The organism is Streptomyces fractus (assembly GCF_049844455.1).
GTDB lineage: Bacteria > Actinomycetota > Actinomycetes > Streptomycetales > Streptomycetaceae > Streptomyces > Streptomyces fractus.
The window spans coordinates 4,955,696-4,975,237 of the sequence record NZ_JBMYHI010000002.1 but is presented as its reverse complement, the minus strand read 5'-3'; the positions used below and the strand labels follow the sequence as shown (position 1 = coordinate 4,975,237).

General features: G+C 71.8%; 18 protein-coding genes. 7 read left to right on the top strand and 11 right to left on the bottom strand.

Going from position 1 to position 19,542, the window contains the following annotated elements:
* Nucleotides 1-63: 63 nt before the first annotated feature.
* Both ACP4E5_RS24520 and ACP4E5_RS24515 read left to right on the top strand, forming a co-directional pair.
* The gene (locus ACP4E5_RS24520) at nucleotides 64-1,881 is read left to right on the top strand and encodes a S9 family peptidase (protein WP_425832113.1); all 1,818 of its coding nucleotides are present in this window, start codon (nucleotides 64-66) and stop codon (nucleotides 1,879-1,881) included.
* A 78-nt stretch (nucleotides 1,882-1,959) separates the two neighbouring features.
* Complete coding sequence (locus tag ACP4E5_RS24515) at nucleotides 1,960-2,742, top strand: SURF1 family protein (RefSeq protein ID WP_425832111.1); 783 nt, start codon at nucleotides 1,960-1,962, stop codon at nucleotides 2,740-2,742.
* A gap of 116 nt (nucleotides 2,743-2,858) precedes the next feature.
* On the opposite strand, the gene ACP4E5_RS24510 is transcribed toward ACP4E5_RS24515, so the two are convergent.
* From ACP4E5_RS24510 to ACP4E5_RS24480, 7 genes are all read right to left on the bottom strand, one after another.
* A complete protein-coding gene (locus ACP4E5_RS24510; RefSeq protein ID WP_425832109.1) occupies nucleotides 2,859-3,947 on the bottom strand; it encodes a hypothetical protein in 1,089 nt (362 codons plus the stop codon).
* Nucleotides 3,944-4,627, bottom strand: a complete 684-nt coding sequence (locus ACP4E5_RS24505; RefSeq protein WP_425832107.1) for a SigE family RNA polymerase sigma factor — start codon at nucleotides 4,625-4,627, stop codon at nucleotides 3,944-3,946. Before ACP4E5_RS24505 ends, ACP4E5_RS24510 begins: the two co-directional genes overlap by 4 nt.
* Nucleotides 4,628-4,934: 307 nt before the next feature.
* Complete coding sequence (locus ACP4E5_RS24500; RefSeq protein WP_425832105.1) at nucleotides 4,935-6,005, bottom strand: aspartate-semialdehyde dehydrogenase; 1,071 nt, start codon at nucleotides 6,003-6,005, stop codon at nucleotides 4,935-4,937.
* Nucleotides 6,005-7,291: an aspartate kinase gene (locus tag ACP4E5_RS24495; RefSeq protein WP_425832103.1), complete on the bottom strand. Its 1,287-nt coding sequence runs from the start codon at nucleotides 7,289-7,291 to the stop codon at nucleotides 6,005-6,007. The genes ACP4E5_RS24500 and ACP4E5_RS24495 overlap by 1 nt, the downstream gene beginning before the upstream one ends.
* A gap of 244 nt (nucleotides 7,292-7,535) precedes the next feature.
* Entirely contained in the window at nucleotides 7,536-8,273 is a 738-nt protein-coding gene (locus ACP4E5_RS24490; protein ID WP_425832101.1) for a DUF5063 domain-containing protein, read from the bottom strand.
* Entirely contained in the window at nucleotides 8,266-8,865 is a 600-nt protein-coding gene (gene recR, locus ACP4E5_RS24485) for a recombination mediator RecR (protein WP_385763237.1), read from the bottom strand. The genes ACP4E5_RS24490 and recR overlap by 8 nt, the downstream gene beginning before the upstream one ends.
* Before the next feature lie 71 nt (nucleotides 8,866-8,936).
* On the bottom strand, nucleotides 8,937-9,281 hold the full coding sequence (locus ACP4E5_RS24480; RefSeq protein ID WP_425832098.1) for a YbaB/EbfC family nucleoid-associated protein: 345 nt from the start codon (nucleotides 9,279-9,281) through the stop codon (nucleotides 8,937-8,939).
* A 343-nt stretch (nucleotides 9,282-9,624) separates the two neighbouring features.
* Between ACP4E5_RS24480 and ACP4E5_RS24475 the strand changes: the two genes are divergently transcribed.
* Nucleotides 9,625-10,389: an SLATT domain-containing protein gene (locus tag ACP4E5_RS24475; protein WP_425832096.1), complete on the top strand. Its 765-nt coding sequence runs from the start codon at nucleotides 9,625-9,627 to the stop codon at nucleotides 10,387-10,389.
* Nucleotides 10,390-10,479: 90 nt separating this feature from the next.
* Here the strand turns inward: ACP4E5_RS24475 and ACP4E5_RS24470 are convergent, their stop codons facing one another.
* The 3 genes from ACP4E5_RS24470 to ACP4E5_RS24460 all read right to left on the bottom strand — a co-directional run bounded on the left by ACP4E5_RS24470 (nucleotide 10,480) and on the right by ACP4E5_RS24460 (nucleotide 13,603).
* Nucleotides 10,480-11,130, bottom strand: a complete 651-nt coding sequence (locus ACP4E5_RS24470; protein ID WP_425832094.1) for a hypothetical protein — start codon at nucleotides 11,128-11,130, stop codon at nucleotides 10,480-10,482.
* Between the two features lie 125 nt (nucleotides 11,131-11,255).
* A complete protein-coding gene (locus ACP4E5_RS24465; protein ID WP_425832092.1) occupies nucleotides 11,256-11,939 on the bottom strand; it encodes a GntR family transcriptional regulator in 684 nt (227 codons plus the stop codon).
* A gap of 308 nt (nucleotides 11,940-12,247) precedes the next feature.
* A complete protein-coding gene (locus ACP4E5_RS24460) occupies nucleotides 12,248-13,603 on the bottom strand; it encodes an aspartate aminotransferase family protein (protein WP_425832090.1) in 1,356 nt (451 codons plus the stop codon).
* Nucleotides 13,604-13,759: 156 nt separating this feature from the next.
* On the opposite strand from ACP4E5_RS24460, the gene ACP4E5_RS24455 reads away from it, so the two are divergent.
* From ACP4E5_RS24455 to ACP4E5_RS24445, 3 genes are all read left to right on the top strand, one after another.
* Nucleotides 13,760-14,266, top strand: a complete 507-nt coding sequence (locus tag ACP4E5_RS24455; protein ID WP_425832088.1) for a hypothetical protein — start codon at nucleotides 13,760-13,762, stop codon at nucleotides 14,264-14,266.
* A 295-nt stretch (nucleotides 14,267-14,561) separates the two neighbouring features.
* Nucleotides 14,562-15,260: a response regulator transcription factor gene (locus ACP4E5_RS24450; protein ID WP_425832086.1), complete on the top strand. Its 699-nt coding sequence runs from the start codon at nucleotides 14,562-14,564 to the stop codon at nucleotides 15,258-15,260.
* Nucleotides 15,260-16,585: a sensor histidine kinase gene (locus tag ACP4E5_RS24445; RefSeq protein WP_425832084.1), complete on the top strand. Its 1,326-nt coding sequence runs from the start codon at nucleotides 15,260-15,262 to the stop codon at nucleotides 16,583-16,585. The genes ACP4E5_RS24450 and ACP4E5_RS24445 overlap by 1 nt, the downstream gene beginning before the upstream one ends.
* A 10-nt stretch (nucleotides 16,586-16,595) precedes the next feature.
* Here the strand turns inward: ACP4E5_RS24445 and ACP4E5_RS24440 are convergent, their stop codons facing one another.
* Entirely contained in the window at nucleotides 16,596-17,411 is an 816-nt protein-coding gene (locus ACP4E5_RS24440) for a polyphosphate polymerase domain-containing protein (protein ID WP_425832082.1), read from the bottom strand.
* A gap of 348 nt (nucleotides 17,412-17,759) precedes the next feature.
* Here ACP4E5_RS24440 and ACP4E5_RS24435 point away from each other — a divergent pair, with 348 nt between their 5' ends.
* Nucleotides 17,760-19,523, top strand: coding sequence for a serine/threonine-protein kinase (locus ACP4E5_RS24435; RefSeq protein ID WP_425841625.1), 1,764 nt, complete (start codon nucleotides 17,760-17,762; stop codon nucleotides 19,521-19,523).
* Nucleotides 19,524-19,542: the final 19 nt, after the last annotated feature.

Below are 19,542 nucleotides of genomic sequence, written 5' to 3'. Positions count from 1 at the left end.
CATTCCGGTCGGGCCGTGCCCGCCCCCCGGCGGATTGTCGGAGGGGGCAGGCACACTGGGGCCATGACTGAGAGCAACAGGGTCACGCCGCCTGCCACCGAGTCCATGCCCGACTGGGAGAAGCGGTTCCGGGCGCCGCGGGTCTCCCTGCCCGACTGGGCCGAGGACGCGCCGGACCGCTCCCTGTTCGTGTCGAACGCGACGGGGACGTACGAGCTGTACGCGTGGGACCGCGCCACCGGCGAGCAGCGTCGCGCGACGGACCGGGCGAACGGGACGACGGACGGCGTGCTCACGCCCGACGGCGCGTGGATCTGGTGGTTCAACGACACGGACGGGGACGAGTTCGGGACCTGGCTGCGCCAGCCCTTCGAGGGTGGCGAGGACGTCGAGGCCGTTCCCGGCCTCGCGCCGTCCTACCCCGCGGGCCTCGCCCTCGGCCGCGACGGGCACACGGCCGTGATCGGCTGCTCCACGGACGACGACGGCACGACGATCCACGTCGTACGCCCGGGCGGCGACGACCCCGTCGAGATCTACCGGCACCGCGAGTCCGCGGGCGTCGGCGACCTGTCGCACGACGGGACGCTGATCGCGATCGAGCACACCGAGCACGGCGACGCGATGCACGGAGCCCTGCGCGTGCTCCGGCTCGACGGTTCGACGGTCGCCGAGCTCGACGACTCCAAGGGCGGCACCGAGGAGCTCGGCCTTGAGGTGCTCGGCTTCGCGCCCGTGGCCGGCGACACCCGGCTGCTCGTCGGGCACCAGCGGCGCGGCCGCTGGGAGCCGATGGTGTGGGACGTCGCCACCGGCGAGGAGACCGACCTGGCGCTCGACCTGCCGGGCGACGTGTCGGCGGAGTGGTACCCGGACGGCTCGGCGCTCCTCGTCGTGCACGAATTCGAGGCCCGCGGCGAGCTGTGGCGCTACGAGTTCGCGACGGGCGCGCTGACGAAGGTCGACACCCCGGTCGGCTCGGTCTCGGGCGCCTCGGCCCGGCCGGACGGCAGCGTCGAGTACCTGTGGTCGTCGGCCGCCGAGCCCTCGGTCGTCCGCTCCACCACGGGTGCCGTGGTGCTCGACCCGCCCGGCATGAAGGCCCCGGCCTCCGTCCCCGTCGAGGACGTGTGGGTGGAGGGCCCCGGCGGCCGCATCCACGCCCTCGTACAGAAGCCGGCGGGCGCGAGCGGTCCGCTGCCCACCGTCTTCGAGATCCACGGCGGGCCGACCTGGCACGACTCCGACGCGTTCGCGGCGGGCCCGGCGGCCTGGGTCGACCACGGGTACGCGGTGGTCCGGGTCAACTACCGGGGCTCCACCGGGTACGGGCGCGCGTGGACGGACGCGCTCAAGCACCGCGTCGGCCTGATCGAGCTGGAGGACATCGCGGCCGTCCGCGAGTGGGCCGTGTCCTCCGGGCTCGCCGACCCGGAGCGGCTCGTCCTCGCGGGCGGCTCCTGGGGCGGCTATCTGACGCTGCTCGGCATCGGCACGCAGCCGGGCGCGTGGGCCGTGGGCCTCGCCGCGGTGCCGGTCGCCGACTACGTCACGGCGTACGAGGACGAGATGGAGGCGCTCAAGGCGCTGGACCGCACGCTGTTCGGCGGCTCCCCCGAGGAGGTGCCCGAGCGGTTCGAGGTGTCCTCGCCCCTCACCTACGTCGACGACGTGAAGGCGCCGGTCTACATCTCGGCGGGGGTCAACGACCCGCGGTGCCCGCTCCAGCAGATCGACAACTACGTGGACCGGCTCGCGGCGCGCGACGCGATCCACGAGGTCTACCGGTACGACGCGGGGCACGGCTCGCTCGTCGTGGAGGAGCGCATCAAGCAGGTCGCGCTCGAACTGGACTTCGCGAGGCGCCACTTGCCGAGCTGAGGCCGGCCGGCGGGCGGTCGGCGGGCAAGGGAGGGGCCGGTGGCCGGGTCTTTATTTCGGACCCCGTACCGTGGGGGTGTGTACCGGTTCCTCCTGACCCCGCGCTGGTGGGGGATCAACATCTTCGTCCTGCTCGCGATCCCCGTGTGCATCTTCATGGGCTCGTGGCAGCTCAGTCGTTTCGAGGACCGGGTGCAGGACCACAAGACGGCGTCCGAGCAGACGAAGGTGAACGAGACGGCGGCGCCCGCGCCGCTCGCCTCCGTGCTGCCCGTGGACCAGAAGACCTCCGGGAAGCTGACCAAGGCGACCGGCCACTACGGCAAGCAGCTCCTGGTGCCCCAGCGGGACCTCGGGGAGCGCAGCGGCTTCTACGTCGTGACGCTCCTCAGGGTCGAGGGTTCCGGGAAGGCGCTGCCGGTGGTGCGCGGCTGGGTGCCCGGCAAGGCGTCCGCCGCGAAGGCGCCGGCCGCGCCGAAGGGTGAGGTCACGGTCGTCGGCTCGCTCCAGGCCTCGGAGTCCGCGTCCTCGAACGGGGTGACGGCCTCGGGTGGCCTGCCCGCGGGACAGGTCGGTGTGATCAGCGCGGCGTCGCTGGTGAACCTGGTGCCGTACGACGTCTACAACGCGTGGATCACGCTCGACAAGGCGGATTCCGGGATGACCGCGGTTCCGGCGACCGCGCCCGAGGGCAGCGGTCTCGACCTCAAGGCGTTCCAGAACCTCGGTTACACGGGCGAGTGGTTCGTGTTCGCCGGGTTCGTGGTGTTCATGTGGTTCCGCCTCGTGCGCCGCGAGGCGGAGGCCCTCCGGGATGCGGAACTGGGCATCACGGAGCCGGTGGCCGAGGCGTCGGTCTAGCGGCACGGTTGGTTTCCGGGCGACCGTCCGCCGCCCTCGGGGCTCCGCCCCGGACCCCGCTGCTCAATCGCCGCAGGGGCTTGATTACCGGCCGCTGCTGTCTCGCCTTCGCCTGCCTACGACGCCGGGAGCAGGCCCGTTCGGTAGACCGTGCCCTCGCAGGCGTTGGAGATGGTGGTCGCGGCTGTCGGGGCGCCCGGTTCCAGCGTGTGGGACACCGCGACGCTGCCTTCGTCGCCCCCGTCCGATCCCAGCTGCGTGGTCGTCTGCGTGTTGTCCGTGCCGGTCGTGGCGTCACCGCCGTCCGTCGCGTCGCCGGTCGGCGAGGGCGAGGGCGTCGGGTCGCCGCCACCACTGCCCCCACTGCTGCCGCCCGTCGCGGGGCAGGACGCGGAGGGCACCCACGCGAACCGCACCTCGTACGCCTTGCCCGGTTCGAGGATCAACTGGCTCGGCTCGGTCGACGGGTCGGGCAGCCCGGAGCCGTCGCCCGAGGTGTGGTCGACGACGGTCACCTTGGCCGGATCGGCCGCGCCCTGCGCGACGGTGACCACGGACCCGGCGCTGTCCACCGTGCAGTTGGAGCCCGAGACGTTCGCGACACGGAACGTGCCGTAGACCTTGCCGCCCCCGTCGGGCGCGCCGACGGTGGCCTGCGGCCTGCCCAGCTCGTTCGCCTCGCAGGTCGGCGAGGTGGCCGCCGCGGTGGAGGCGGGGTCGGCCCCCGCGGTGGCGCCGCCCGCGGCCTTGCGGCCCTCGCCCTTCTTGTCCTTCTTGGCGTCCTTGCCCTTGTCCTTGGCGTGCGACGGCTTGGCCGCGTCGCCCTGCCCCGCGCCGCCGGACGCGGTGCCGGAGGTCGGCCCGCCGTGCGTGGCCTCGCTGTGGCCCGCGATGGACGGCCGGTCGCCGGAAGGGTCGGGGTTCGTCACGTGCAGCACCGCGGGCACCGCCATCGCCGCGAACACGCCCACGGCGATCGCGCCCACGGCGGCCTGCCGCTTGCGCGCGCGGCGGGCGGGCACGGCACGGTGCAGCTCGTCGAGCGCCTGCTCCGACGGCTCGAGGTCCGCGACGGCCTGCCGCAACATCCGCCGCACCGCGAGCTCGTCGTCACCGAGTCCGGCGTCGCCGCGTGCGGGAGCGTCAACAGGCTCACTCACTTCGTCGGCCGCCCGGCCCGGGCCGCCGTCGAGATGGTGGTTCATGCCGGCTCCTCCATGGCGACGCGCAGCGCCGCGATACCCCTCGATCCGTACGCCTTGACCGAACCGAGCGATATCCCGAGCGACTCGGCCACCTGCGCCTCCGTCATGTCCGCGAAGTACCGCAGGACAAGGACCTCGCGCTGGCGTCGCTGCAACCCGCGCAGCGCCTTCTTCAGTGCGTCCCGCTCCAGGATGTCGTACGCGCCCTCCTCCGCGCTCGCCATGTCCGGCATCGGCTTGGTGAGCAGCTTCAGGCCGAGGATGCGGCGGCGCAGCGTGGACCGCGACAGGTTCACGACGGTCTGGCGCAGATACGCGAGCGTCTTCTGCGGGTCCCGGACGCGCTTGCGCGCCGAGTGCACGCGGATGAACGCCTCCTGTACGACGTCCTCGCAGGAGGCGGTGTCGTCGAGAAGCAGCGCCGCGAGCCCCAGCAAGGAGCGGTAATGGGCGCGATAGGTCTCGGTGAGATGGTCGACGGAGGTACCGGCCTGCGTCATCGACTCGTCAGCACCCTGTGCCGGAACGTGCGCAGGGCGCGCCGCCGGCATGGGGGCGATCACCGGCATGCCGCCGGCTGCCCGGACGCGCCGGGTTCCAAGGGGTGCGAGGGGGACGAGGGTCGGTTGCAGAGCCGCACCCGTCGCCCGTACCGCTGTGAAGTCCAGTACTTCTGCCACGCCTGTTGGACAAGCTTCCCCCCGTCAAGGTTGTACGCGTCAGGCGCCCCATTTGCGACGGGCCTCGTCATCCCCACCGACGACGCGGCCTTGAATGCCGACATGCGCACCACACTCTTCCCCTATGCCCCGTATGCCCGATGCCGGTCGACGCCTCAGGAGGGCGACCGCAAAGACGCTCCCCGCCCTGCGGGTGGTTGCAGGACGGGGAGAAAAACGCCTTACACAAAACTCACACAGAATCTTATGAGCGGATCCACGCTTGGGAAGGGGCTGCCCGCATCACGGGCACCGAAAGAGCCGCAGCTCACATCGCGGCGAGCTCGGCCGCCACCAGCTCGGCGATCTGCGCGGTGTTCAAAGCTGCACCCTTGCGCAGATTGTCCCCGCATACGAAGAGTTCGAGCCCGGCCGGATCGTCGAGCGAACGCCGCACGCGGCCCACCCACGTCGGGTCGGTGCCCACCACGTCGGCCGGCGTGGGGAACTCACCGGCGGCCGGGTTGTCGAAGAGCACGACGCCCGGCGCCGTCGCGATGATCTCGCGCGCACGGTCGACGGTGACCTCGCTCTGGAAGCGGGCGTGGACGGTGAGGGAGTGCGTGGTGACGACGGGCACCTGCACACACGTGACCGCGACCTTCAGGTCCGGCAGACCGAGGATCTTGCGCGACTCGTCGCGCACCTTCATCTCCTCCGACGACCAGCCGTCGTCGCACAGCATGCCCGACCACGGCACGACGTTGAGCGCGACCGGTTCGAGGAAGGGCCCCGTCTCTTCGCCGACGGCCCGCCGCAGATCGCCCGGCTTGGTCCCGAGCTCCGAACCGGCCACGAGGGACAGCTGCGCCCGCAGCGTGTCGACCCCGGCGCGGCCCGCCCCGCTCACCGCCTGATAGCTGGACGCGACCAGCTCGCGAAGGCCGAACTCGGCGTGCAGCGCACCGATCGCCACGATCATCGACAGGGTCGTGCAGTTCGGGTTGGAGATGATGCCGCGCGGGCGCACGCGCGCGGCGTGCGGATTGATCTCGGGCACGACCAGCGGCACATCCGGGTCCATCCGGAAGGCGGGCGAATTGTCCACCACCACGACGCCCTTGGCGGCCGCGATGGGCGCCCACTGCGCGGCCACGGCGTCGGGTACGTCGAACATCGCGACGTCGACCCCGTCGAAGACGGACTCCGTCAGCGCGACGACCTCGACCTCCTCGCCGCGCACGGTGAGCTTGCGCCCGGCCGAGCGCGAGGAGGCCACGAGCCGGATCTCGCCCCAGATGTCCGCGTGCTGCGACAGAATCTGCAGCAGAACGGCGCCGACGCTCCCGGTCGCTCCCACGACCGCGAGCGTCGGACGCCGCACGGGTGCCTCGGCCATCAGCGGCCGGTGCCTCCGTAGACCACGGCCTCGTCGGAGTCCGAGTCGAGCCCGAAGGCGGAGTGCACGGCGCGCACCGCCTCGTTCACATCGTCGGCACGCGTGACGACCGAGATGCGGATCTCGGAGGTCGAGATCAGCTCGATGTTCACGCCCGCGTCGGTGAGCGCCTCGAAGAAGCCGGCCGTGACACCCGGGTTCGTCTTCATGCCGGCGCCGACGAGGGAGATCTTGGCGATCTGGTCGTCGTAACGCAGCGAGTCGAAGCCGACGTTGGCCTTCTGCTTCTCCAGGGCGTCGATGGCCTTGCGGCCCTCGGTCTTGGGGAGCGTGAAGGAGATGTCGGTCAGGCCGGTGGAGGCCGCCGACACGTTCTGCACGATCATGTCGAGGTTGATCTGGGCGTCCGCGACGGCCCGGAAGAGCTTCGCGGCCTCGCCCGGCTTGTCCGGTACCCCGACGACGGTGATCTTCGCCTCGGAGGTGTCGTGCGCGACACCGGAGATGATGGCCTGCTCCACGCCCTTTTCCCCTTGCTGGTTCTTCTCGATCGGCTCGTTGCTGACCCAGGTGCCCTTCAGCCCACTGAAGCTGGAGCGGACGTGGATCGGGATGTTGTACCGACGGGCGTACTCCACACAGCGGTGGAGCAGCACCTTCGACCCGGAGCTGGCCAGCTCCAGCATGTCCTCGAAGGAGATCCAGTCGATCTTCCGCGCCTTCTTCACGACGCGCGGGTCGGCGGTGAACACGCCGTCGACGTCCGTGTAGATCTCGCAGACCTCGGCGTCGAGCGCGGCGGCGAGAGCGACGGCGGTGGTGTCGGACCCACCACGACCCAGGGTCGTGATGTTCTTGCCCTCCTGGCTGACGCCCTGGAACCCGGCGACGATGGCGATGTTGCCCTCGTCGATGGAGGTCCGGATGCGGCCCGGCGTGACGTCGATGATCCGTGCTTTGTTGTGGACCGAGTCGGTGATGACACCGGCCTGACTGCCTGTGAACGACTGGGCCTCGTGGCCCAGGTTTTTGATCGCCATCGCCAGCAAGGCCATGGAGATCCGCTCTCCGGCGGTCAGCAGCATGTCGAATTCGCGCCCGGCAGGGATCGGAGATACCTGCCCGGCGAGATCGATCAACTCATCCGTCGTGTCACCCATCGCGGACACCACGACAACCACCTGGTTGCCGTTCTTCTTGGCGTCGACGATCCTCTTGGCGACCCGCTTGATGCCCTCGGCATCTGCAACGGAGGAGCCTCCGTACTTCTGCACGACAAGGCCCACGTGCGCTCCTCGCTCAGTCCGTCTGTCACCACATGTACGTATGCGTACTGCGGTCGGCTCAGTTTAACGAGCGGCCGAAATCCGCCCCGGCCGTATCACTCCGTGAGATGTCCCGCCCACGACTTGATCACCAGGTTTCCGTTTGCCGATCTCCGGCCGCTCGGACACTCGCATGCCCGCCCCCTGCCGGGGTAACCGGGGAAGTGGGACGGGTCACATCGCTGGTCACTGCGCCGGCGACCCCTTACTTCACCGGGCGGAGGCCCAAAGGACCCGCGATTTCCTCGGCCATGACCTGGCCCGCCTCCTCCTCCAGGGTGCTCTCCGCCGCCGCCAGGTCCTCGTCCGTGTCGAGGCCGTCGAGGTCGTCGAGCGGCTGGTTCAGGCGCACGTGGGCGACGAGCGACTGGAGGGCGCGGAGCGTCGCGGAGGCGGTCGACCCCCAGTTGGAGAAGTACGAGAACTGCCACCACCACAGCGCCTCGGTGATCCGGCCCGCGCGGTAGTGCGCCATGCCGTGGCGCAGATCGGAGACGACGTCCGCCAGGTCGTCCGAGATCCGCGCGGCGACCGGCGCCTTGCGCGGCTCGTACGGGTCGAAGACCTCGGAGTACACGTCGACCGGGTCGAGCATCACGGCGAGCCGCTCGCGCAGGCCGTCCATGTCCGGCTCGGCGCCCAGGTCCGGCTCGTAGCGCTCGTCCGGGAGGATGTCCTCGTGCGCGCCCAACCGGCCGCCGGCGAGCAGCAGTTGGGACACCTCGAGCAGCAGGAACGGCACGGCCGAGTCCGGCTCGTCGCCCTTGGCGATCTCGGTCACCGCCACGATGAACGACTCGATCTGGTCCGAGATCTGGACGGCGAAGTCGTCGGGGTCCTGGGTCGTGGAATGCAGCGAGACCGCGTCGGGCGTCGACGGCTGCGGAGTCTTCGACGGCTTCTGCGGCGTCGGCGACTTCTGTGGCGTTGGCGTCTTAGACATCTAGGAGTCTTCTCCCCTCGAAGGCGCGGCCGAGGGTCACCTCGTCCGCGTACTCCAGGTCGCCCCCGACGGGGAGGCCGCTGGCCAGGCGGGTGACCTTGAGGCCCATGGGCTTGATCATGCGGGCGAGGTACGTCGCTGTGGCCTCGCCCTCGAGGTTCGGGTCGGTGGCGAGGATGAGCTCGGTGACCGTGCCGTCCGCGAGGCGGGCGAGCAGCTCCCGTATCCGCAGATCGTCGGGGCCCACCCCCTCGATCGGGCTGATCGCGCCGCCGAGCACGTGGTACCGCCCGCGGAACTCACGGGTGCGCTCGATCGCGACGACGTCCTTGGGCTCCTCCACGACACAGATCACGGAACCGTCCCGCCGCTGGTCGCGGCAGATGTTGCAGAGCTCCTCCTGCGCGACGTTGCCACACGTGGCGCAGAAGCGGACCTTCGCCTTGACCTCCATCAGGGCCTGCGCGAGCCGCCGTACGTCGGTGGGCTCCGCCTGAAGGATGTGGAAGGCGATCCGCTGCGCGCTCTTGGGACCGACGCCGGGCAGCCTGCCCAACTCGTCGATGAGGTCCTGGACCACGCCTTCGTACACGGATTGCCTTCGCCTTCAGATCGTCGTCTGCGGTTGCTGTGTCTTGGTACGTACGGTAGTTGGCGGCGGGGTCAGAAGGGGAGACCCGGAATGCCGCTGCCGCCGCCGAGTCCCTGCGCGAGCGGGCCGAGCTTCTGCTGCTGGAGCGTCTGCGCGTTCTCGTTCGCCGCCTGGACGGCCGCCACGACCAGGTCGGCGAGGGTCTCGGTGTCCTCCGGGTCGACCGCCTTCGGGTCGATCACGAGATTGCGCAGCTCGCCGCCGCCCGTCACCGTCGCCTTGACGAGACCGCCGCCCGCCTGGCCCTCGACCTCCGTCTGCGCCAGCTCCTCCTGAGCCTGCGCGAGGTCCTGCTGCATCTTCTGGGCCTGCTGGAGCAGCTGCTGCATATTGGGCTGGCCACCACCGGGGATCACGATCAGCTCCTGTTCCGGTCCGCTTCCGGTCCGTGCACGTCGTCGGGGCGGGGCGTATGTCTGCGGTTGTCCGCCGGTGCCCCTTGGATCGAGCCTACGTGGTCGGGGGGCCGCCCGCCCCGGTGACCTGAAGCCTCCCGGGGCATGCGCCGCCTCATTTCCGGTCTGCACTCTTTCGAGTGAGATGGGTTGCTTTCTATACCTGATGCGGGACCACTTCCGGGCGGAGATCCGGTGAAAACTGGGGTTCGGCCACCCGTTGGGCGGTAGGAAGATGCTGCACATCAGGCCCTGACGACGAGTGCGGGGCCGCCCCAGCCGTGATCTGTCGAGGGAGTTCCGGGTGAGTCAGCCGGAGATGCAGCCCGAAGGTGCACCCCAGGAGGGGTCGGGCTCGGGCGAGGACGGCGACCGGGACGGCCGGGGCAAGAAGGTTCCCCGGCAGGGCGATCTCACCGGCCGCACGCTCCCCCTCGGCGACTGGGGCGAGCCCGCCGAGCGGCTCGACGAGCTGTACCGCTGGGTCGAGCAGGGCGCCCTGCGCACGGCGGACTGGTACCTCTCGGACCGCGTGTGGAAGCGGCGGGGCGCGCGGGCGCTGCGGACGGGCACGGTGCTGGGGGCGGTCGTCGGCGGTGTGCTGCCGCTGCTCGACCTGACGGGCGTGCTGAGCGGTGCGGCCCCCTGGGGATATCTGTCGCTGCTGCTCGCGGTCGCCTGCGTCGCGTGCGACCGGTATTTCGGGCTGACGTCCGGCTGGATACGGGACGTGGCCACGGCGCAGGCCGTACAGCGGCGGTTGCAGGTGCTCCAGTTCGACTGGGCGTCGGAGAACGTACGAGAGGTGCTCGGGCCCACCGAGGGCACCGCCAGCGAGGCGGCCGAGCGGTGCCTCGGGGTGCTGCGGCGGTTCTCGGACGACGTGACGGAGCTGGTGCGGGCCGAGACGGCGGACTGGATGGTGGAGTTCAAGTCCGGCCCCGCGCCCCTGACCATGCAGGCGTCCGTCCCGGCCGCCCGCCCGGCGGACCAGCCGAGCAACCGCTTCCCGCTGCCGCCGGGGACCCGCCCCAACATGCCGCGCCAGCGACCGCCGGAGCCGCGATGAAGCTTGTGTTTCAAGCCCCTGCGGCGCTTGAGCAGCGGGGTCCGGGGCGGAGCCCCGTGGCGTGGGAACGGTCGACCGCGACCGGTCCGGTCAGCTGAAGATCAGCATGGAGCTCTGCGCGAGACTCCGCGTCGCCGCCTGGTGCAGCCCGAGCCAGACATGCCGCTCCCGTGCGAACGGGCTGTCGTCCAGGGGCACGGCCGCGGCCGGCTCCTCGAGCGACGTCGGCGCGACCGGCGGAGCGGGTGGCCGCGGCGGATTCGCCGGGTCGATCCCGATCGCCGGGGCCACGAACTCCAGCTCCCGCAACAACGCGTGGGACGAGCCCAACGGGCCGCCTCCCGCGAGGAGTTCGTCGTTGGACAGCGGTTCCGCGAAGTCCACGGGAACGTACGCGCCCGCGTGGTCGTAATGCCAGACCAGGTGAGAACTCTGGGCCGTCGGCTCGAACATCTCCAGCAACTGCTCGTAGTCACCGCCCAGTTCGTCGACCGGTGTCACGGCGAGGCCGCAGATCTGCAGGAGGTAGGCCCGGCGCAGGAAGTGCAGCGCGTCGTAGTCGAACCCCGCGACCGGGGCCACGTCCCCGGACAGGCCCGGCATGTACGCGTGGACCGGCACCGGTGGCAGTCCTGCCTCGGTCAACGCCTTGTCGTAGAGGGCGAGTTCCTCGGCGAACGGGTTGTCGGGGCTGTGGCACAGCACGTCGACCAGGGGGACGAGCCACAGGTCACAGGCCAAGGGGGCTCCTCAGTGCTCCGGATCGCTCCGGCGCGGTGGGCGGTATCGGCGTCGTCATCAGGGTAGTGGGACGCGGGTCGGGGTTGACCTGTCTTGCGCCTACCCGTTGTCCCGCCTCTACCCGCTCAACTGCCTGTCAGAGCCTCGATCAAGGAGAGCGAGTCGTCGTTGTACGAGACGATGAGGGCGTGCGCGGCGCCGGGGTCGCGGTTCGCGAGCGCGTCGACCAGGTCGCAGTGGCCCGCCCACAGCCGGCCCCTGAGGTCGCCCGCGGCGCGCAGGTGCGGGACCGCGCACATCCAGGACTGGACGCGCAGGCGGTGGAAGAAGTCGGAGAGGTACGGGTTGCCGAACAGGGCGGAGAGCTCGCGCCAGAACCGCAGGTCGTAGCCGATGAGGACGTTCAGGTCGCCGGCTCCCGCCGCGCGGGCCGCCTCCTCGCCGCGGCGGCGGACCCCGGCGAGTTCCTCCGCGGTGCGCGGCGCGCGGGACGGGTCCTCGGCGAGGCCGCGGAAGATTCCGTCCGCGACGAGGCTGCGGGCCTCGATCATCGCCCGGTAGTCCGGGAACGAGTACTCGTGGACGCGGAAGCCGCGGTGCTGCGCGGAGTCGAGGAGACCCTGGGCGCTCAGGTCGACGAGGGCCTCGCGGACGGGGGTGGCCGACACCCCGTAGCCCTCGGCGATCTCCTTGACGGTGAACTCCTGACCGGGACTGAGGCGTCCCGCCAGGATCTCGTCGCGCAGCGCGTCCGCGATCTGCTGCCGCAGGGTGGAACGGGTGACGGCGGGGCCGTCAGATACGGGCACGGGTCGGGTCCCCCGGTTCGGCTGGCGTGTTCATACGGTCCGTTACGGCTGGCCAGATTACGCCTGCGGGTTCGGGGGCGGGGGCGGGGTGCCGGGGCGGGGCCGGGGCTGACGTCTCCGGTGAACGTGGCGCGGGGCGGGGTTTTGCCGGGGCCGGGGGCTCCTGGCCGGAGCCCCCGGAGGGGGCGGGTGGGTGGGAGGTGGGCGGGGAGACCGGGCCGGGGGGCCGGGCGTTCGGGGCTGGGCCGAGCCCGGCACCGCGGGCCAAGCCCCGGGCCCCCGGTTCACGGCGCCCGGTTATGTGTGGGTCACGACACGTGGGTGTCGGCTGCGGACAGGGCCGCGTCCAGTGCGGAGAGGCCCTCCTTGGCCTCCGGCTCCGTGATGTTGAGGGCCGGGACCACGTGGGTGCGGTTCATGTTGATGAAGGGCCACAGGCCGTTCGCCTTGGCGGCGGCGCCGAACGCCGCCATCGGGGCGTTCGCCTCACCGGCCGCGTTGTACGGGACCAGCGGCTCCCGCGTGGAACGGTCCCGTACGAGCTCCAGGGCCCAGAACATGCCGACGCCCCGCACCTCGCCCACGGACGGGTGCCGCTCGGCGAGCTCCCGCAGGGCCGGCTCGATGACCTCGGCGCCCAGCTTGGCGGCGTGGTCGACGATGCCCTCCTCCTCCATCACGTTGATGGTGGCGACGGCCGCCGCGCAGGCCAGCGGGTGACCGGAGTAGGTGAGGCCGCCCGGGTAGGGCCGCTTCGCGAACGTCTCCGCGATCGCGCCCGAGATCGCGACGCCGCCCAGCGGCACGTAACCCGAGTTCACGCCCTTCGCGAAGGTCATGAGGTCCGGCGTCACGTCGTACAGGTCGGCCGCGAACCACTTGCCCGTACGTCCGAAGCCCGCCATGACCTCGTCGAGGATGAAGACGATGCCGTAGCGGTCGCAGAGTTCGCGGACGCCCGCGAGGTAACCGGCCGGCGGGAGCATGATGCCCGCCGTGCCCGGCACCGTCTCCAGGATGATCGCGGCGATGGTCCCCGGGCCCTCGAACTGGATCGTGGACTCCAGGTGCTCCAGCGCGCGCTCGCACTCCTGCTCCTCCGTCTCCGCGTAGAAGCGGGAGCGGTACAGGAACGGGGCCCAGAAGCGGACGACACCCGCGGTGCCGGTGTCGCTGGCCCAGCGGCGCGGGTCACCGGTCGCGTTGATGGCCTGCTGGGTGCCGCCGTGGTACGAGCGGTACGCGGACATCACCTTCGGGCGGCCCGTGTGCAGGCGGGCCATCCGCAGGGCGTGCTCGACGGCGTCGGCGCCCGCGTTGGTGAAGAAGATCTTGTCGAGGTCGCCGGGAGTGCGCTCGGCGATGAGGCGTGCGGCCTCGGAGCGCGACTCGATGGCGAAGGCCGGGGCGAAGGTCGTCATCTTCCCCGCCTGCTCCTGGATCGCCGCGACGACCTTCGGGTGCTGGTACCCGATGTTCGTGTAGACGAGACCGGAGGTGAAGTCGAGGTAGCGGTTTCCGTCGTAGTCCCAGAAGTAGGAGCCTTCGGCGCCGGCGACGGCCAGCGGGTCGATCAGCTCCTGTGCCGACCAGGAGTGGAAGACGTGCTTGCGGTCCGCGGCCTTCACGGCGGCGCCGACCTCGGGATTCGGCTGAGGGGTCATGGGGCCGAGGGTAAATGCGTGATGCGCGGGCGCACCATCGGCGTCCTGTCCGTGGGACGCCGCCGAACCCGACAACCTGTCGCCCCCGCCCCTCCCCACCCCACCCTGGCCTGCTTTTAGCGTGGCGTTAGGAAACCCTCGGGCAGGCTGGTCGGCATGAGACAGCCGAACGCGCACCGCTGGCGCAACGTTGCCGTGACCGCGGCCTGGGTCGCCGTGGGAACGGCCGCGGGTGCCCTCGGCGCCTGGCAGCTGGCGGGCACCGACGCGAACGCCGGGACCGGCACGCACGGCCATCCGCTCGACGACGCGGCGGTGCAGCGCGCCCTGGCTTCCGCGCGGGCCTCGACGCCCCGCGCGGACGGTTCCTCCGCCACCCCGTCCGCCGCCGACCAGCGCCGTACGCTCCGCTTCACGGGTGGCTCGGCGACGGTGGAGTGCGGGGCGGACGGCAGCGTCTACCTGGTGTCGTGGAGTCCGTCGGACGGCTACGAGATCGATGACGACGACGTCGTGCGTGGTCCGGGGCGCGTGGGTCGGCTTGAGGCGGAGCCCAACGACGACGATGACGGGGCCGACCGGCATTACGAGATCCGGTGCGGTGGGGCCTCCGGCGTGCCTCGGGCCACGGAGGTCGCCGAACCGGACGACGAGGACGACTGACGGTTGCGGCACCCCGGCGTTGCGCTCACGGGGCTCCGCCCCGGACCCCGCTGCTCAATCGCCGCAGGGGCTTGAATACCGGACCCCGCTGCTCCGTCGCCTCAGGTGCTTACATACCGGATCCACGCTGCTCAATCGCCGCAGGGGGCTTGAATACCGGACCCACGCTGCTCAATCGCCGCAGGGGCTTGAATGCCGGGCCCGGCTGCCGGGCCCGTGCTGCTCAATCGACGCAGGGGATTGGATATCGGACCCCCGCCGCTCCGTCGCCGCGGCGGCTTGATTGGGTGATCGGATGTCTCACGTGCTCGTCGTCGAAGACGATCCCGCTCTGCGGAACGCCCTGGTCCGCGCCCTGCGCGACCGGGGTCACGCCGTCGCCACCGCGGCCACCGGCATGGCCGGCCTCGACGCCGCCGTCACCGACCGGCCCGATCTCGTCGTGCTCGACCTGGGCCTGCCCGACGTGGACGGCGCCCGAATACTCCGCATGCTGCGCGCGGTGAGCGACGTACCGGTGATCGTGGCGACGGCCCGCGACGAGGAGGGGGAGATGGTCGCGGTGCTCGGGGACGGGGCCGACGACTACATCGTGAAACCGTTCGGGGCCGCCCAGTTGGACGCCCGGATAAAGGCGGTGCTGCGCCGCCTCGGCCTGCCCGGCGACGCCGACGAGCCGCTCACGGTCGGCGGGCTCGTGATCACGCCCGCGTCCCGCGAGGTCACGCTCGACGGGCAGCCGCTCGACCTGACGCCGCGCGAGTTCGACCTGCTCGCCCATCTCGCCCGACGGCCGGGACAGGTCGTCTCGCGCCGCGAACTCCTCGCCGAGGTCTGGCAGCAGCCACTGGGCGGCGCCGACAAGACGGTGGACGTCCATCTGTCGTGGCTCAGACGGAAGTTGGGCGAGTCGGCGCAGGCGCCGCGCTATCTGCACACCGTGCGCACGGTGGGTGTGAAGCTGATGGCGCCGGACGCCGGGGACGCCGCGTAATGCGCCGCACCCTGCTGCTGCTCACCGCCGCCACCACCGCCCTCGTCCTGACGGCGCTGCTCGTCCCGCTGACCCTGCTCACCCGCAGTCACGCCGCGGACCGGACGACCGCGGAGGCCACGGCGCGCGCCCAGTGGGTGGCCGCCGCGATGGGCCCCTCGCTGCACAGCCCGGACGAGCGGGCCGGCGCGGAGCAGGCGGTGGAGAGCGTCAACTCATCCTCGCAGCCGGACACTTCGATCGTCTTCGCCGACGGCAGGGTCATCGGCGCCCCGGCCACCGTCACCGACGCCGTGCGCCTCGCGCGGGCGGGGCGCGCGTTCACGTACGAGCCGCCGGGCGGGGGCCGTCAGGTCCTGGTGCCGGTGCAGGGCGCGCAGGACGGCACGGCCGTCGTCCAGGTGAGCCTGACCGGCCGGCAGCTGTACGACGGGGTGCTCTCGTCGTGGCTGACACTGACCGGCATCGGGCTCGGTCTCGTCCTCATCGGGCTGCTGCTCGCGGACCGGCTCGGGGCGCGGCTCGTCGGGGCGACGCGTGCGCTGGCCGGGACGGCGGACCGGCTCGCGGGCGGCGATCTGACCGCCCGCGCCGAGCCCCAGGGGCCACCGGAACTGCGCTCCGTGGCCGGCGAGCTGAACCATCTCGCCGCCCGCATCGACGAGCTGCTCACCGCCGAGCGGGAGAACGCGGCGGACCTCGCGCACCGGCTGCGCACCCCGGTCGCGGCGCTCCGCCTGGACGCGGAGGGGCTGCGGGACGCGGAGGAGGCCGAGCGGATCGCGGCGGGGGTCGCGGCGCTCGAACTGGGCGTGGACGAGGTCATCCGCAAGGCGCGCAAGCCGCTCCGCGATGCGGCGGGCGCGGATCTGGCGGCCGTCACGCGGGACCGGGCGGGGTTCTGGGAGCCGCTCGCCACGGATCAGGGGCGGGGCCTGGAGGTGTCGGTGCCCGGGGCTCCGGTGCCCGTCCCCGTGCCGGAGGACGAGCTGGTCGCGGCGCTCGACGCGTTGATCGGCAACGTACTGGACCACACGCCGCAGGGAGTCGGGTTCCGGGTCTCGGTCCGGGTGGACGGCCCCGCCGCGGAGCTGGTGGTCGCGGACGAGGGGCCAGGGCTGCCGCCGGAGGCCGAGACCCGTGGCTCCAGCGGGGGCGGCTCCACGGGCCTCGGCCTCTCGATCGTCCGCCGCACGGCCGAGGAGACCGGGGGGACGGTCTCCTTCACGTCCGGCGGGCCGGGGACGACGGTCACCTTGCGGTGGGCCAAATCCAGCGGTGCCGCACATTCCGGCCCCCGCGCCTCAATCGCCGGCGGGGCTTGATCGGCCTGACTTACCCAGCCACAGCGGCAGGCCCGCTTGACTTCGGGAACGCCTCCCGCACCGCCCGCGACCACCGGTTGTTGCCCAACTCAGGGCGCAGCGCGGCGAATCCGCCGCAGCACTTCGTGAACTCGGCCGTCCGCACCCCGAACCGGTGCAGCATCCGGTCCGCCTCGGTCAGCTGTCCGCGCGTCTTGGTCTCGACGAGGACGAGCCCGCCGTCGGAACGCACCGTCCGCCCGTCGGAGAGGTCCCGCACCACGATCCCGGCGTCACACGTGATCCGCTGCCCGTCGGCGACGAACGTGGCGCGCTGGTAGTCCGTGACCAGCGAGGGGGCGAGCCCCTCGGGCGCCTCGATGCCGTACGCCCCGCCGAGCACACCGGCGAGGAAGCCCTGCTGCGCGGCGTCGAGCGGCCGCTGCTCGCCCTCCAGCCTGCGGCGGTGCTTGACGGTCTCGCCCCGCCCGTTCTTGAGCTTGACCTCGAACTGCCGCTCCCCCGTGTCCTGGTAGAGCCGCTCGCGGATCTTGTAGCGGAGCCGGCGCCCCTGCCGGTGGTCGTGGTACGTCCGCAGGTCGGTGGTGTCGTAATAGGTCGATCTGTACGAGAACCAGCGCCGGCCGTTCACCGAGAGCGAGCGGAAGGGGCCCTCGGGGCGCCGCGGGTCGGTCAGCAGCGCCGCGAAGTCCTCGAAGACCTCCACCGGCACCAGATAGCTGTTGTCGTAGCGGGCCAACAGCTCGGCCCTGTTGTTGAGTTCGTCCAGCGACAACGGCTTGGCGGCGAGTGCGGCGCGCCCGATGGCGCGTACGGCGGGGATCACACGGTCTCCTGGTGATAGGCGGCTGCGGTCTTCGTCGTACTGCGAGGCCCATGACGGTCATGGGCGTCCCTGTGGGTACGAGAGGTACGTATGGGCGCCGCCGATCGTTCCCGAGCGTCCGGCTGCCCCACGCGCCTCACCAGACGCTATGGACATCCGGGTTAACGCCGCGCTTGGTGACGGTTAACGATCCGCCCCCGGCTCATCCCGGCCCATCCCGGCGTATCCGCGTCAACGTACGTCGACGAATGGAACCGCCCGGCCCGCGGGACCCCTCTCTGTCGTATGTCCGCACTATTCTCAATTTGTTGCACACATACCGGGGGAGGGTGGCGCGACATGGAGGGTATGCAGAGCATCGGCGCGTACCGACTGCTCGGCCGGCTCGGGGCGGGCGGCATGGGCGAGGTGTATCTGGCGCGTTCGGCGCGGGGGCGCACGGTCGCGGTGAAAGTGGTGCGCGAGGAACTCGCGGAGCAGGAGGAGTTCAGGAACCGGTTCCGCCAGGAGGTGGCGGCCGCGCGGCGGGTCGGCGGGGCGTGGACGGCCCCGGTGCTCGACGCGGACACGGACGCGGACGTCCCCTGGGTGGCGACCGGGTACGTGGCGGGGCCCAGCCTCCAGCAGGTCGTCTCGCACGACCACGGCGCGCTGCCGGAGCGCTCGGTGCGCATCCTCGCGGGCGGCCTCGCGCACGCGCTCAAGGACATCCACGCGGCGGGCATCGTCCACCGCGACCTCAAGCCGTCGAACGTGCTGATCACCATCGACGGCCCGCGCGTCATCGACTTCGGCATAGCACGCGCCCTGGAGACGGTGGCCGACGGCGGGCTCACCCGCACCGGGGCCCTTGTCGGCTCGCCCGGTTTCATGGCGCCCGAGCAGGTGCGCGGCGACCGGATCACCCCGGCGTGCGACGTGTTCTGTCTGGGCTCTGTGCTCGCCTACGCGGCGTCGGGGCAGCTGCCGTTCCGTACGACCGACAGCGGGGTGCACGCCCTGATGTACCGCATCGCGTCGGAGCCGCCCGAGCTGACGGAGCTGCCGGAGGGACTTCAGGACCTCGTCCGCGACTGTCTGCACAAGCAGCCCGGCGACCGGCCCACGCTCGACGAGATCCTCGAAAGGACCGGCGTCGACGACGCGCTGGGCGACGGCGGCCGCACCCGCGACCCGTGGCTGCCTGGCGCCCTCGTCGCCCAACTCGGGCGGCACGCGGTGAAGTTGCTCGACACGGAGAACCCGGAGCACACGGCCCGGACGCCGGTGCCCGCGCCGCCACCGCCCGGCACACCGGGCGCGGGCTCGCTGGATCACCTGCCGACCATGGTCTCCCACGAGGCACCGGCGACGCCGCCGCCCACGCCCGCGCCGCAGTACGCCCACCCGCACCCCTCGCAGCCGCAGCCGCTTCCCCAGCCGCCCTCCTACGGTCATCCGAACGGCGGTTGGGGCGGCGGGACCCCGCCCTACGGACCGCCGCCGCCCGAGCCTCCGCGCCGTGATCGGTCCACCCCGGTGCTCATCGCGGTCGCGCTGATCGTGGCGCTCGGCGCGGGCGGTTCGGTGTACGCCTTGATGCACGGCAAGGACAAGTCGCCCGGCCGGGCGGACAACAAGGTCTCGGCCTCGGCCGCGGCCTCCGCCTCGACCGGGGCGTCCGCCTCGACCGCCGCCTCCACCCCGTCCTCCCCCGGCCCGAGTTCCCCGCCCCCGGAGGCGTCCTCGCCCCAGGAGGAGTCCCCGCGGTCCGCCGCGGGTGACATACCGACCGACTTCCTCGGCACGTGGGACGGCGCGATCGACAACGCCAACGGCCACCACCCGCGCAGCATCACGCTCCAGCAGGGCGCGTCAGGGGACACGGTCTTCTCCCTGACGGCGGACGGCTACCAGAAGAACGGCGCGCCCTACCACTGCGTGTTCCAGGGCCAGTTGGAGTCGGCGACGTCCTCCACGGTCCGGATCGGCCCCACCGAACCGACCATCGCGCAGCCGGCCGACGCCTGCTCCCCGGGCGCCTCCAGCACGATCACCCTCACGGCGACCGGCGAACTGAGGCGCGCGATGTCGGGGGGCGAGGCACCGGTGACGTACGACAGGGCGGGCTGAGGGCGGAACGCGCACGCCC

Excerpts from the sequence above, each read along its gene's own strand:
- ACP4E5_RS24510 (WP_425832109.1), bottom strand. The coding sequence starts at position 3,947 with ATGAACCACCATCTCGACGGCGGCCCGGGCCGGGCGGCCGACGAAGTG.
- ACP4E5_RS24460 (WP_425832090.1), bottom strand. The coding sequence starts at position 13,603 with ATGACCCCTCAGCCGAATCCCGAGGTCGGCGCCGCCGTGAAGGCCGCG.
- ACP4E5_RS24520 (WP_425832113.1), top strand. The coding sequence starts at position 64 with ATGACTGAGAGCAACAGGGTCACGCCGCCTGCCACCGAGTCCATGCCC.
- ACP4E5_RS24450 (WP_425832086.1), top strand. The coding sequence starts at position 14,562 with ATGTCTCACGTGCTCGTCGTCGAAGACGATCCCGCTCTGCGGAACGCC.
- ACP4E5_RS24435 (WP_425841625.1), top strand. The coding sequence starts at position 17,760 with ATGCAGAGCATCGGCGCGTACCGACTGCTCGGCCGGCTCGGGGCGGGC.
- ACP4E5_RS24455 (WP_425832088.1), top strand. The coding sequence starts at position 13,760 with ATGAGACAGCCGAACGCGCACCGCTGGCGCAACGTTGCCGTGACCGCG.
- ACP4E5_RS24500 (WP_425832105.1), bottom strand. The coding sequence starts at position 6,005 with ATGGCCGAGGCACCCGTGCGGCGTCCGACGCTCGCGGTCGTGGGAGCG.
- ACP4E5_RS24490 (WP_425832101.1), bottom strand. The coding sequence starts at position 8,273 with ATGTCTAAGACGCCAACGCCACAGAAGTCGCCGACGCCGCAGAAGCCG.
- ACP4E5_RS24445 (WP_425832084.1), top strand. The coding sequence starts at position 15,260 with ATGCGCCGCACCCTGCTGCTGCTCACCGCCGCCACCACCGCCCTCGTC.